This window comes from Desulfothermus sp. (assembly GCF_053993635.1).
Window position 1 is genome coordinate 14,768 of the sequence record NZ_JBMYBT010000044.1, and the last position, 13,173, is coordinate 27,940.

General features: G+C 35.5%; 13 protein-coding genes. All 13 read left to right on the forward strand.

The window, feature by feature from the left end; genetic code table 11:
* Positions 1–91: 91 nt before the first annotated feature.
* On the forward strand, positions 92–2,056 hold the full coding sequence (locus ACY2V1_RS03150) for a flagellin N-terminal helical domain-containing protein (RefSeq protein WP_461833344.1): 1,965 nt from the start codon (positions 92–94) through the stop codon (positions 2,054–2,056).
* Positions 2,057–2,197: 141 nt separating this feature from the next.
* A complete protein-coding gene (gene fliS / locus ACY2V1_RS03155) occupies positions 2,198–2,587 on the forward strand; it encodes a flagellar export chaperone FliS (RefSeq protein WP_461833345.1) in 390 nt (129 codons plus the stop codon).
* A 10-nt stretch (positions 2,588–2,597) separates the two neighbouring features.
* Entirely contained in the window at positions 2,598–4,034 is a 1,437-nt protein-coding gene (fliD, locus tag ACY2V1_RS03160) for a flagellar filament capping protein FliD (protein WP_461833346.1), read from the forward strand.
* A 16-nt stretch (positions 4,035–4,050) separates the two neighbouring features.
* Complete coding sequence (locus ACY2V1_RS03165) at positions 4,051–4,536, forward strand: flagellar protein FlaG (protein ID WP_461833347.1); 486 nt, start codon at positions 4,051–4,053, stop codon at positions 4,534–4,536.
* 144 nt (positions 4,537–4,680) lie between these two features.
* Entirely contained in the window at positions 4,681–5,862 is a 1,182-nt protein-coding gene (truD, locus tag ACY2V1_RS03170; protein ID WP_461833348.1) for a tRNA pseudouridine(13) synthase TruD, read from the forward strand.
* 2 nt (positions 5,863–5,864) lie between these two features.
* A complete protein-coding gene (locus ACY2V1_RS03175) occupies positions 5,865–6,905 on the forward strand; it encodes a histidine kinase dimerization/phospho-acceptor domain-containing protein (RefSeq protein ID WP_461833349.1) in 1,041 nt (346 codons plus the stop codon).
* The gene (locus ACY2V1_RS03180; protein WP_461833350.1) at positions 6,902–8,587 is read left to right on the forward strand and encodes a glutamine--tRNA ligase/YqeY domain fusion protein; all 1,686 of its coding nucleotides are present in this window, start codon (positions 6,902–6,904) and stop codon (positions 8,585–8,587) included. The genes ACY2V1_RS03175 and ACY2V1_RS03180 overlap by 4 nt, the downstream gene beginning before the upstream one ends.
* A gap of 99 nt (positions 8,588–8,686) precedes the next feature.
* Positions 8,687–9,433, forward strand: coding sequence for an ABC transporter substrate-binding protein (locus ACY2V1_RS03185; RefSeq protein ID WP_461833351.1), 747 nt, complete (start codon positions 8,687–8,689; stop codon positions 9,431–9,433).
* Positions 9,434–9,487: 54 nt separating this feature from the next.
* Positions 9,488–10,156 (forward strand): amino acid ABC transporter permease, encoded by a 669-nt coding sequence (locus ACY2V1_RS03190; RefSeq protein WP_461833352.1) that lies wholly within the window; start codon positions 9,488–9,490, stop codon positions 10,154–10,156.
* A 2-nt stretch (positions 10,157–10,158) separates the two neighbouring features.
* Entirely contained in the window at positions 10,159–10,905 is a 747-nt protein-coding gene (locus tag ACY2V1_RS03195) for an amino acid ABC transporter ATP-binding protein (RefSeq protein WP_461833353.1), read from the forward strand.
* A gap of 20 nt (positions 10,906–10,925) precedes the next feature.
* Positions 10,926–11,597: an amino acid ABC transporter permease gene (locus tag ACY2V1_RS03200; protein WP_461833354.1), complete on the forward strand. Its 672-nt coding sequence runs from the start codon at positions 10,926–10,928 to the stop codon at positions 11,595–11,597.
* Between the two features lie 120 nt (positions 11,598–11,717).
* On the forward strand, positions 11,718–12,389 hold the full coding sequence (locus ACY2V1_RS03205; RefSeq protein WP_461833355.1) for a phosphatidylserine decarboxylase family protein: 672 nt from the start codon (positions 11,718–11,720) through the stop codon (positions 12,387–12,389).
* The gene (gene pssA, locus ACY2V1_RS03210) at positions 12,376–13,158 is read left to right on the forward strand and encodes a CDP-diacylglycerol--serine O-phosphatidyltransferase (protein ID WP_461833356.1); all 783 of its coding nucleotides are present in this window, start codon (positions 12,376–12,378) and stop codon (positions 13,156–13,158) included. The genes ACY2V1_RS03205 and pssA overlap by 14 nt, the downstream gene beginning before the upstream one ends.
* The last annotated feature ends 15 nt before the right edge of the window (positions 13,159–13,173 follow it).

A 13,173-nucleotide genomic window follows, 5' to 3' on the forward strand; every position in this document is an offset into this window, starting at 1 on the left:
ATTTTACTAAGCTAGGGCTAAAGTATTCTACCTCCTTGCCGAATATATAGTCAAAGAGCAAAGCAAATTAAGGAAACAAAGGAGGTAAGATATGGCTCTTACAATTAATACCAATATATCGTCTTTAATAGCCCAAAATAGCTTAAGGCTGGCAAGTGACGCCCTTGCAAAAAATCAGCTCAGGTTATCTACTGGTCTCAGGATTAATTCTGCTGCTGACGATGCTGCTGGACTTTCCATATCAAAGAGAATGACTGCTCAGATTAGAGGGCTTAATCAAGCAATTAGAAATGCCTACGACGGTATATCCATGATGCAGACTGCTGAAGGGAATATGGATGAGATGATGAATATCCTCCAGAGAATGAGGGAGCTTGCAGTTCAGGCATCAAATGCCCTGACTGATTCTGATAGAGACGATTTAAACCAGGAATATCAGCAAAAAATGGCTGAATTAGACAGGATTGTAGATACTGCAGAATTCAATGGCCTTAAATTATTAGATGGAACGCTTGGCACAGCAACATTTCAGGTGGGTGCAAATACTACTGCAGCAAACAAAATTCAGGTGAGTTTGTCCCAGAGCTTGCATACAAAAGATATTGGAGTAACAAACGAATATGGTGGAAAATTAAAACTCAAAAATGGAGCTTCTGGGAATGTGGCAATTGCCGACGGATCAGTTGCAATTAATGGTCAAAAATTAAATGTAACACCGTATGTAACCAGGGCACTGAATCAAAATATGAGGAATCCAGGTGCTAACCTTGGAACTTATGTTATTGAGAAGGGTCATTCTCAAAGTAGTGCTTATGCTATTGCCCAGGCTATTAATAACTCCAGTTTAGGTGTAACAGCCCATGCAAAGACCGAGTATACTGCTGCTAATACTGCTATTTCTGTTAAAAAAACTAATAAAGTCACCGCTACTGCAACAGGAACATATACAGTTGTTGCAAAGGCATATGGATATTATACATTGAGAATTAACAATTTTACTGTATTTAGCAATTATAAAATATCAGCAACGAAGACCCTAAAGACTCATCTGGCAAATGGTTCTGCTGCCACAGTAACTGCAACTGTTAAGATTGGTGCATCAACTATTGCTGCTGCAATTAATAAGATGTCCAAGACATTAGGTGTGACTGCTCAGGTTACTGATAATGGAAAACTTAAATTAAATAATTTAGACGGTGGAAATATAAAAATTACTGAAAGGGCTGGGACAAAAGTTGGAACAGGGACAGCAGGAGTTGGAAAACACACAACAGGTAATTTTCATCTTAAAACCTATCATAATGCTTTTGATGGAGCCGCTGGATTCTTTATCAATGCTAATCTTAACAATGGAGCAAATCTTATAGGCACAGCTGGATTTACTGGAGGCGCTAATGATGCATTCACAACCAATGGATATAAACTAACTAGTGCAAATGTAACAGTAATCAGAGGGACGGTCACAATAACTGGACCATCAGCATTTAATTTCTCAGATTATTGGGCTCCTAATGTAAAAGCAGGAGGAACCACCTCTGCAGAAGCGAGTACAGCTGGTAATATTAATTTTAATAAGGTTACTACCTCTGCAGGAGTGGCAGTAACTAAAGGAAAAGTGGATTTCACCAGACTTACCAATAGGGTTGTCTACACAACAGGTAATGTAAATATGACAACTCAGGGAGGAAAGAGGACTGACGGTTATCAATACAAATTCACTGCAGCAAATCAACAGATGTTTTTAAAAACAACAAATATCTTAACAGCAACTAACGCCCAAAAGGCTATTGACAGGATTGACAAGGCTATAGCTGATTTAAATAAATTCCGTGCAAAACTGGGTGCTACTCAAAACAGATTTGAATCCACAATCAACAACTTAAACAACTATGTCCAGAAATTAGTAGATGCAAACTCCAGAATAGTTGATGCAGACGTTGCAAAAGAAGCAGCAGAACTAACAATGAACAATATCAAACGTCAGGCAGCATCTGCAATGTTAGCGCAGGCAAATCAGAACCCAGCACTTGCCCTACAGCTATTAGGCGGAATGTAATCTAAGTTATAAGGGGCCCAAGGCGGCCCCTTTTTAAAAAATAGTTGACGAAAATCCCCCTTTTGTTACATCCTATTTTTTCAATAAACACAGGTTACCAATCCTTAGACTTAAAATCTCACAACAAGGAGAGTTTATAAAATGGTAAAAGGTGCTGCATATGCGTATCAAAAAAGCTCAATTGAGTCCGCATCCAGAGAGGACATCCTTTTAAAGCTCTATGAAGGGGGAATAAGATTTCTGCAACAGGCACAAAAACTCTGGAAACAGGGAGAAAAGGCAAGGGCAAGGGACTGTCGCTCCAGGGCCATGGCAATAATTACAGAACTCCACGCAACTCTGGACAGGGAAAATGGAGATAAGGAGCTGGTTCAGCAATTAGAAGAACTTTACGCATTTATGATTAAAGAGATGGCCAGGATAGGAGTAGAAGACGATTTTGATGGTTTAAAAAACATTGAAGAAATAATGCAAAAATTATATGATGGATTTAAAGAAGCAGCAAAGGAATTTAAAAAATTAAAAAAATAAGGGAGGCCTTATGAGCCTTGGGTCAATCTATAATGCATACCCCAATGGAAGACCCAGCGGACTCCCAGATGATATTGTTGATCAACTAGTTCAGGTAAAACAGCTCCAGCTCTTAACCCCTATTCAGCAGGACATTCAAAATGAGCAGGCAAGGGAAGATAATTATGCATCTCTTAGCTCTAAATTGGTCGATCTATATAAGGCAGCTGATGAGATAGACACTACATCTTCTTTTCTCACCAAAACTGCTACATCTTCTGATGAAAATATTTTAGAAGCAGATGCATCTAACACAGCCCATACTGGAAACTACACAGTTACTGTAAATAATATTGCTAAAGCCCACCATTTAATTATTGGTGTTGATGACGGAAATTCATCAAATGGAGTAACTAAAGGGATATCCAATCCAGATGATGCGAACTTAATTAAAGATAATGTTACCCTATCTTTTTATCACAATGGAAGAGAATATTCCTATACAACAGATTCTCAGACCACATTAAGTAAATTGGCGAAAGAGATATCAGAAGATGATAATGGAGTTTATGCCCAGGTTACAAATATTGGAACAGAAGAATCTCCTCAGTATGTGCTAAGCCTTTTATCTGAAACCACAGGGTCAGGAAAAAATCAAATAACAACTGATTCAAATGGAACAACAACCGGAATAACCCTATCTGATGATTTATTTACAACAGAAGCAACTGAACAAGAGGATGCACAATCAGGAGAAGATGCATCTCTAAATGTAGATGGAGTAGATTACACAAGGTCCTCAAATGAAATAGATGATATTATAGAAGGGGTTACAATAAACATAAAAAATACAGGCACAGCGAATATAACAGTATCCCTTGATATAGATGATATCACAAACAGGGTAAAATCCCTTGTAGATGCCTATAATAACTTTGACCAGTTTATGGATGAGAATGCATCATATAATTTAGAAGACAAAAAAGCAGGAGCCCTTTTAGGAGACTCCATTGCAAGGACTGCCCAAAATAATATAAGGTCTATTGTATCAGGTATAGTTCCTGAGACATCTGATAATGAATATCAGTATTTATCTCAAATAGGAATTGAATTTAATGATGATGGACAGCTCACATTTGATGAAAATATCTTTAAAAACGCATTAAGTTCTAATCCAGGTGATGTCTTAGCCCTATTTACTGGAGAAAATGGAGTTGCCACAAGGCTAAAAAGTGCTATATCTTCATATACAGATTCTTCATCAGGCATCATAACAAAGACAATTAATTCTATTAAAAACAAGATAAATGACTTAAACGATAAATATAATGAAGCCCGGGAAGATGTTCAGGACTATGAAGAACAATTGGTCAAAAAATACTCTAATCTGGAAGAAATAGTATTAAAATACAAAGCTATCCAAGAACAACTGGACTCATACATTGAAATGTGGAAAAATATAAAATAATTTTAAGGGGTTTTTTATGGCGAACAATATAAAAATAGACAAAACTCCACCAATAGAATTAAAGGATAAAGAGTTAAATTCTCCAGATACAAAACAGGTGGAAATCAAAAGGCAAAATATAGACAATATCAAGATAGATAGTGATGATTTAGAAAAGGCAGAAAGGACGTTAGAACAAAAACTCCTAAAATCCCAGCAGGAAAATCGGATTGATCAAACTGTTCCTACTAAGGATATACTCAAAGAAAAAGACAAAAAAGGTCTTATACAGAAATTAACGAAAGATGAACTTGAGAAGATAAAAGAGGCAACAAACGAAGTATTGGCCCAGTTAAATATTCAACTGGATTTTGAAATAGATAAAACCCTTGGAAAGGTGATTGTAAAGGTCATAAATAAGGAAACAGGAAAGGTCATTAGACAAATTCCACCAGAAGAGATGCTGAAGATTGCCAAAAGAATGGAAGAGATGAGCGGCATCCTCATTGATAAGTGGAGTTAATTAAAAAGAAATTATTAAAATATCTTCCCCCCCAAGCAAGAGGCCTTTTTGTGCCTCCTTACCTTGACAGGCATTTGCAAAACAATTAACCCCTATGATTTTACTTTCTACTTTTTTAGAAAAAAAGATTGTGGTTTATACTTTATGAAGATTGATCTTGGAGATATAAAAATATCCATAAAAAACGGAGCTCAAGATTTTCAGGTTCAAGAAATAGTTGATTTTCCAATTAAAAACACAGGTGATTTTGGAGTTTATATTCTTAAAAAATGGGGAGCAAATACCTGGGACGTTCTGGGTGATATAAAAAAAAGGCTTAGAAGGAGCACCAGAGATATTGCATACGCAGGTCTAAAAGACAGACATGCAATAACCTCTCAATATATCACCATACATCAAGGCCCTAAAAAAGATATTAGAGGGAAAAACTATATTTTGAAATATCTTGGACAGACAGATAGACCTATCTCAAGGTCAAACCTTAAAGGAAATAGATTCAAAATAAAAATCAGGATATCAAAAGATATTCCTGAAGATTTCTTTTTAAAACAAGTGGAGTTAATTGAAACGTATGGTATTCCCAATTACTATGATGACCAGAGGTTTTCGTCTGTTCCAAAAAATAAGTTGTTTTTTGCAAAGGAACTTATCTTAAAAAGATACAAAAATGCACTATATTCCATTTTAGTCAACTCCAGTCAAAAAGAATCATCAAAAACAAAAAAATTCAGGGAATGTTTAAAGGAAAATTGGGGGGATTTTTCAAAGTGTCTTTCTCTTGCACCCCCAAATTGGGAAAAACAAGTTTTAAGAACACTCTCATGTGGCAGGCTATCAAATTCTAAAATAAAAAAGGCCCTCTCTATAATTGATAGAGAGTTTTTGTTTTTTCAGTGTAATGTCTATCAATCCTATGTGTGGAACTTAGTGTTAATTAATTTCTTAAAATCCCTTAATATACCCTTAAAAAAAGTTCCAGGTGAAATCCTGGACCTATTTTTTTATAGCTCTTTAAAACCACAAGCCTTCGACCAGGTTATCACCACCCAAATCCCTTTACCTGGCCCTAATAGTGTGTTAGAAAGTAACGTCTATGAAATTTACAGAAGAGTCTTAGAGGAGGAGGGGATAAAAGATATTGGTGCATTTAGGACAAGGGTTAAGGGAGCTGTTTTTAAATCCAGTCCAAGGCACGCTATTTTTATTCCAAAAATATTTAAATGGGAAAAATCCACCCCTTATATCTGGCAAATTGATTTTTTCTTACAAAGGGGGACTTATGCCACGGTTTTAATAAAACGTCTTTTTTTATTCTATGGAGAGTAAAAATGACGAGTAAAGAGATAAAATTAGTCCTTGTCACAAAAAGAAAAAGACTTGCAACTGAACTATCTGAAATTTTCAAAGAAAATAGCAGTATTTCACTGAATTTAATTACTGATTCAAAGGAAACAGCCCTTGATTTAGCAGCCAGAAATCAAGTTGATTTAATACTCATTGACTGGAATAGAGAAAAAGAAAACCCTTTTAAAGATGTTACTTTTAATGTCCCAATTGTATTTATATTTCCTGAACAAATTAATGATTTTTTAAAAAATAGTGCCTTAGAACAATATGGTTATATTGTGTATCCATTTAATAACCATGCAGTATTAAATACCTTACATCTTGCAATAGAAAAGTTCAATATACAAAAAGAATTAAATATAGCGAATAGAATAAAAGCCCTTAGTATCTTCGCTGCTGGCATAGCCCATGATTTTAATAATTTACTTGGTGCGATAATAGGATATGCAGAGCTTTTAAAATTCAAGACAAGAGAGAGTAAAGAACTTAGTAGATATGTTGATTTAATTTTAAGGGCATCTGATAAGGCTAAGAATCTAGTAGATAAACTCGCTCAATATAGCCGCAATTGGGAAAATATGGAGAAGCGAATATTTCCATTTCATGTAATTTTAAAAGAGACATTACGCATAGAAAAGTTTGATGTATTGGGGACAATATCCATAATAGAAGACATAAACAAGGAATGCGATGAAATATATGCAGATCCATCACAGACTTATCTATTATGCCAATCTTTATTAAAGACTTTAAAAAACATTGTAAAGCCTGATACCCAGTTAAAAATTTCACTTAAAAACAAAAAGTTGGAAGACTCAGACAAAAAAATCGTATGTCTTTTTGTTGAAGCCAAAAAACAGGATTTTAAAATAGATGATATAGAAAAAGAATTAGGCTCAAGAGGTATTTTAAAGTTTATAAAACAAGTGGATGGTAAAATTGATATTGTCAATCTGGATGATGATAAAATTAAAATAGCTATTTTTATTCCTGGAGCAAGCAATATAGGAGAGAGAAGATGAAAAAAGAGATACAAGTGCCCAAAAATTTTATAAAAAATATAATTACGCAAGATCTAAAAGAAGGTAGAGTTGAAAAAATAATCACAAGGTTTCCACCAGAGCCAAATGGATATTTACATATTGGACATGCAAAATCCATTTGTTTGAACTTTGGGCTTGCAGAGGAATTTAATGGCAGGTGTCATTTAAGGTTTGACGATACAAATCCAGCAAAGGAAGACGATATTTTTGTTCACGCAATAAAAGAAGATGTTAGATGGCTTGGCTTTGACTGGGGAGAACATCTATATTTTGCATCTGACTATTTTGATAAATTGTTTGAATTTGCAGTTGAGTTAATAAAGAAAAATAAGGCATACGTGTGTGAACTTAGTCCAGAGGAAATAAAAAAATATAGGGGAACATTAACAGAGCCTGGTATTGAAAGCCCTTATAGAAACAGGAGTATTGAAGAAAATTTAGATCTCTTTTACAGGATGAAAAATGGAGAATTTGAAGAAGGATCAAAGGTCCTTCGGGCAAAAATTGACATGAAATCACCCAATATTAACATGCGCGATCCCGTAATCTACAGGATAATAAAAAGGCCCCACCACAGGACCGAAAATAAGTGGTGCATATACCCAACCTATGACTTTGCCCATTGTCTTAGCGATGCAATAGAAAATATAACTCATTCCCTGTGTTCTATAGAATTTGAAGACCACCGCCCCTTGTATGAATGGTTTATAAATGAGCTCATTAATAGAGAACCAAAGCCCAAACAAATAGAGTTTGCAAGGTTAAATCTCTCTTACACTGTGCTTAGCAAAAGAAAACTCATACAGCTTGTGGAAAAAGGAATTGTAAATGGCTGGGATGATCCAAGAATGCCGACTATAGCTGGTCTTAGAAGACGTGGCTACACACCAAAATCCATTAGAAGGTTTTGTGAATTAATTGGAGTTGGCAAGAGCGAATCTATGGTGGATATAGGACTTTTAGAATATGCAATACGGGAAGACTTAAATAAAATAGCGCCTAGACGAATGGGGGTATTGGATCCTGTTAAGGTGGTAATAGTTAATTATCCAGAAGACAAAGAAGAATATCTAGATGCTATAAATAATCCAGAAGATCTATCTCAAGGCACACGAAAAATTCCATTTTCCAGAGAATTATTTATTGAAAGAGAAGATTTTATGGAAAATCCTCCTAAAAAGTTTTATAGGCTTACGCCAGGCAGGGAAGTGAGATTAAGATACGCATATTTTATAAAATGTGTTGACGTAAAAAAAGATAAAAATGGAAATATTCAAGAAATCTATTGCACTTACGACCCTGAGACCAAAGGTGGTAATGCCAAAGACGGCAGAAAAGTAAAGGCAACGCTGCACTGGGTGTCTGCAAAACACGCAATCTCTGCTGAAATAAGGCTATATGACCGTTTATTTATAAAACCAGACCCAACTGCAGACGAAAAAAAGGGAATTGATTTCAAAGAATATATAAATTCAGACTCCTTCAAAGTTATAACCCATAGCAAACTAGAACCTTCCCTAAAAGATGTCCAGCCTGGGGATAGATTTCAATTTGAAAGAAAAGGATACTTTTGCGTTGATCCAGACTCAAGTAATGATAGATTAGTCTTTAATTTAATCGTGCCCCTTAGAGATAAATGGGCTAAAATGGCAAAAAAATGAGAGCAGATGTTTTTCTTGAAGAAAACAGAATTATTTGGTAGAAAAAGCGCTCTCTAGCTGGTCAAAACCTTGAGCTAAAACAAATAGGGGGAATAGGTCATGAAAAAAATTTTTACTTTTATTTTGATGAGTTGTTTAGTTTTTTCAGTAAGTAGTTTTGCAGGCAAAAAGATCTATATTAATGGTATTGATGCCAACTTCCCGCCATTTTCTTATGTTGATAAAAATGGAAATCCCACTGGATTTGACGTAGAGGCACTAAATTGGATTGCAAAAAAAATGGGTTTTAAGGTCATACACAAGCCAATGGATTGGGATGGAATAATTCCAAACCTGCTTGCAAAAAAAATAGATATGATAGCAGCTGGAATGAGTATTACTCCTGAAAGACAAAAGGTGGTTAACTTCACAATCCCTTATTGGGAAATCAAGCAGGTGATAGTTGTGAGAAAAGATTCCAACTTAACAGTTGATGATGTATTAAAAGGAAAAAAGATTTTAGGTGTTCAAAGGGGGACATCTGAAGCTGAATGGCTTGAAAAGAACAAAAGCAAAAAGGGCTGGAATTTTACCTTGAGATATTATGACTCTGCTCCACTTGCAGTGGTTGATCTGGTTAATGGAAGGATAGATGCAGCTGCAATGGACGATGCTCCGGCCTATGATGCAGCAAAGAAAAGGCCCGTCAAGGTATTAGGTACTTTTGGAATGCCTTCTGAAAAATTTGGATACGCAGTTAGGAAACAGGATAAAGAGCTTTTAAATACGTTAAATACTGGACTTAGAATGCTCATGAAAGACCCGTATTGGCAGGAATTAATAAAAAAATATAAACCTGGACAGTAAAAAATTAGGCGGGCACTTTTATATCCCTGGTGCCCGCACCATGTTCCTACTATTATGTTGCACTCTTTAGAAGTAGTCATCTCAAGTCTTCCATATGTGCTTGGAGGAGCCGTTAATACAGTGGCCATTGTAGTTGGCGCCATGGCCTGTGGTTTTTTTATAGGTCTTCCTTTAAGCCTTGTCCAGGTTTATGGCAACAACATACTTAAGTTTATTGCAAATATCTATGTATGGTTTTTCAGGGGGGTTCCTGTTTTAGTTCTTTTATTTCTGTTTTATTTTGGACTATTTACCTTAATAGACTTAAATATCTCTGCCTTTTGGTCAGCAGTCTTGGTTCTAGGACTAAGAGGTGGGGCCTATCAATCTCAGATATTTAGGGGAAGTATCCAGTCTATTCCAGATGGACAATTAAAGGCGGCAAAGGCCCTGGGCATGACAGATGCCCAGGGAATTTTGTTCATCATCCTTCCCCAGGTAATTAGAATTTCTCTACCTGGCTGGTCCAATGAATACTCAATTGTTTTAAAGGATTCAGCCATAGCCTTTGTATTGGGAACATCTGAGATAATGTCTAGGACACACTTTGTTGCATCTAGGACATATGAACAACTTGCAATGTATCTTTGTGCTGGTGTGATATATTTCATTTTGACATGGGCAGGAGTTTACTTGCTTAAACAAATTGAAAACAAATTAAAAATCCCAGGATACACTATTTAATAATGGACTACAGATCGAATAACAAAACATTGCTAGAGATAAAAAATTTGACCAAAGTCCTAGGAGGTAGGGAAATTATAAAAGATGTCTCCTTATCCTTAGATAAAGGGGACTTAAAGGTCTTAATTGGGCCATCAGGTGGAGGGAAATCCACTTTGCTCCAGTGTATTAATCTACTCCATATTCCAGACAAAGGGCAGATAATCTTAAACGGGAAAGAGGTTTCTTTTAAAAAAAAGAAAGAGATACTGGCGCTGAGGCAACAAATTGGAATGATCTTTCAAGACTTTAATTTGTTTGATCACTTAACTGCCATTGATAATGTGGCTATTGCACTTAGAAAGGTAAAAAAACTTCCCAAAAAAAAGGCTTTTGAAAGAGCAGAAATTGAACTTGCGAGGGTTGGTCTATCAGATAAGCTACATGCGTATCCAGCAGAACTTTCAGGGGGGCAAAAACAGAGGGTATCTATAGCAAGGGCCCTTGCCATGGATCCAGTTGTCTTACTTTTAGATGAGCCCACATCTGCCCTTGATCCAGAACTCATCATGGAAGTTTTATCGGTTATTAAAAATTTAAGCGAATCTGGCATGACCATGCTTATGGCGACCCATCAAATGAGTTTTGTAAAAAACATTGCAAAAGAGATCCTGTTTATGGAAAATGGGATGATAATTGAGCATGATACACCAAAGAGACTGCTTAGTAAAAAGTCCCGTACTTTAGATTTTTGCTCAAAACTTGCCTAAAATTTAGGAGAGATGGTAAGTTGTTTGACACCTCATTTTATATGAATCAGGTAATACCTGCTTTAAATAAAGGACTTTTAGTATCATTGTCTTTAATTTTTCCTTCTGTGATTTGTGGTCTAATAATAGGGGTTATAATTGGGACCCTGAGAGCCAATGGAAAAGGTATTTTTTCTAAAATTGCAGCAGGTTATGCTACTATTTTTAGAGGGACTCCTTTAGTTGTACAGTTATTTATTCTCTATTTTGGATTACCCAATATAGGAATTTATCTCTCCCCTTATTTAGCAGCCACACTTGGATTTACCTTGTGTAGTGGAGCATATCACTCTGAATACATAAGGGGAGCCCTTTTATCCATAAAAAAAGGTCAAATATTGGCTGCTCAGGCCCTTGGTTTTTCTCAATGGTCAAGCCTTGTCAACATTATTTTGCCACAGGCCATGAGGCGGGCACTGCCTGGTTGTGGCAATGAAATAATTTATTTGATAAAATACTCTTCACTTGCCTACATAATTACCTGTATTGAACTAACTGGTGAAGGAAAAATTATTGCCACAAAGACTTTTAGGTTTACAGAGGTTTTTCTAGCAGTTGGACTTTATTACTTAATTATGGTTACTTTGGCCGGGTGGTTTTTGAAATGGATTGAAAAAAAATTATATGTACCAGGATTTGGAAATAATAGATAGATACCTAGTTCTGTTCAGGTCCTAAATTTAGGGTGATTTAACAACAACTGTTTTTCAAAGAGATTACTTTTGATTTAAAAGTGTAAATAAAAAATTTACGTAAGCACATAGGAATACATTATGAAAAGTATATTAACTGGTATGTCTTTTGGTATTGCTAAAGAGGGAATACCCTTTATATTATTTTTTGCTTTTTGTACCTTTATCTTTGCATTAATAGATTTTAAAATTTTGTGTATTTTATTTTTGGCATTGACTTTTTTTGTGTTGAATTTTTTTCGTGATCCAGAAAGGTATCCCCCATGTGATGAAAATGTAGTTGTAAGTCCGGCTGATGGAAAGGTAGTTGAAATAAAGAAGGTTTTAGATCCCATAAAGGGTATAGAAAGATCAAGGATTTCTATTTTTATGAATATTTTTAATGTCCATGTAAACAGAGCTCCTGTATCTGGTGAGGTACAACAGATAAAATACATATCTGGAAAATTTTTTAATGCATCATTAGATAAATCTTCTGAAAAAAATGAAAGGAATTTAATCTCTGTCAAAACAAAATATGGAGACTTTACAGTTGTTCAAATTGCAGGCCTCATTGCCAGGAGAATTGTGTGTTGGGTGAAGAAAGGAGATAAACTTACAATTGGTCAAAGGATTGGAATGATAAAATTTGGATCAAGAGTTGACCTTTATCTTCCTTCTGGCTATGAAATTATAATAAATAAAGGGCAAAAGGTTGTTGCTGGACTAACTATTTTGGCAAAAAAACAAGGAAAGGATTATGAAAAAAAATAAACGCACACCTATTGGTTATTATGTTATCCCCAACATGCTCACAACAGCCAGTATGTTTACTGGATTTGTGGGGATTTTATGGGCTATTTCAGGTAAGTTTTATCATGCAGCCATGGCAATACTTATTAGTTGCGTATTGGATGGACTTGATGGAAAGGTTGCCAGGCTCACTAGGGCAAGCTCTGATTTTGGGATACAGATGGATTCATTGGCAGATTTAATAGCCTTTGGAGTAACTCCAGCAATAATTGTGTATCTCTGGAAATTACATTATTTTGGAAGACTTGGGATTGCAATTTCCTTTCTTTTTCTGGCGTGTGGGGCTCTTAGACTTGCGAGATTTAATCTAATGGCTATGAGAAAAGATATATATGATCCCAAATTTTTTATGGGACTGCCTATTCCCGCTGCTGCTTGTTTTCTGGCTACTTTTATCTTATTTTCAAAATGGGCGGCCTTTGATAATTTATTTTCAGAAAAAGCACTATCTTGCTTTTTGCTGGCATCAACATTTTGTCTATCGCTGCTTATGGTTAGCAAGGTAAAATATTATTCTTTTAAAGACTTAAGTTTGTTCAAAGCAAGACCATTTACGTCATCAGTTTTAGTGGTACTTCTATTTGTCCTGGTTGGTTCTGAACCTTATTTAATCACATTTTTGTTTTTTCTGTTTTATACCTTATACGGCCCAATTTATACCTATATATATCATCCTTTTCAAAAAGATCGCCCTTTGCTTAGAGGGCTTGCAAAGCGCAAGTCCTCATAAAATAAAGACCGATTA